1 protein-coding gene is annotated in these 504 nt (G+C 40.1%); it reads right to left on the bottom strand.

Annotation, left to right across the window (positions count from 1 at the left end; genetic code table 11):
* The coding region (locus tag ACS8FD_RS24965; protein ID WP_459252197.1) for a UDP-glucose 6-dehydrogenase family protein at positions 1 to 504 on the bottom strand (504 nt) is incomplete at both ends.

Raw genomic sequence — 504 nt, 5'->3', positions numbered from 1 at the left:
CGCAGCGCAAGATAAGTATTGGCAAATAACTTGATGGCTTCTGCTTCGGCGCTATTGGTCAATAAAATATCAATGTCTTCTTTAACCGCACAGGCTGCAACTATATTGGCATATACTGCAGCCCGCTCTGACTGCTCACCAACGATAATACGTGAGGGATATAGATTATCATACAGCGCTTTACCTTCTCGCAGAAACTCAGGAGCAAAGATAAGGTTATCAATGCCTAGCTTCTTTTTCGTTTTTTGCGTAAAGCCCACAGGAATGGTAGATTTTATGATAATAAGAGTATCAGCATTAACTGCCAATACATCGTTAATTACCGCCTCGACGCTACTGGTATCAAAAGAGTTGGTATCTGTATCATAGTTCGTAGGAGTTGCTATTAGTACATAATCAGCGTCTTTATAAGCCTGTAATTTATCTGTCGTCGCAAACAAATCCAGCTCTTTACGAGCTAGAAAGTTTTCTATTTCTTTATCATCAATAGGTGACTGACGCTGA

The organism is Psychrobacter sp. 1U2, from assembly GCF_051847575.1.
The sequence above is the reverse complement of the archived record's forward strand: the minus strand, read 5'-3'. Positions and strand labels throughout refer to the sequence as shown.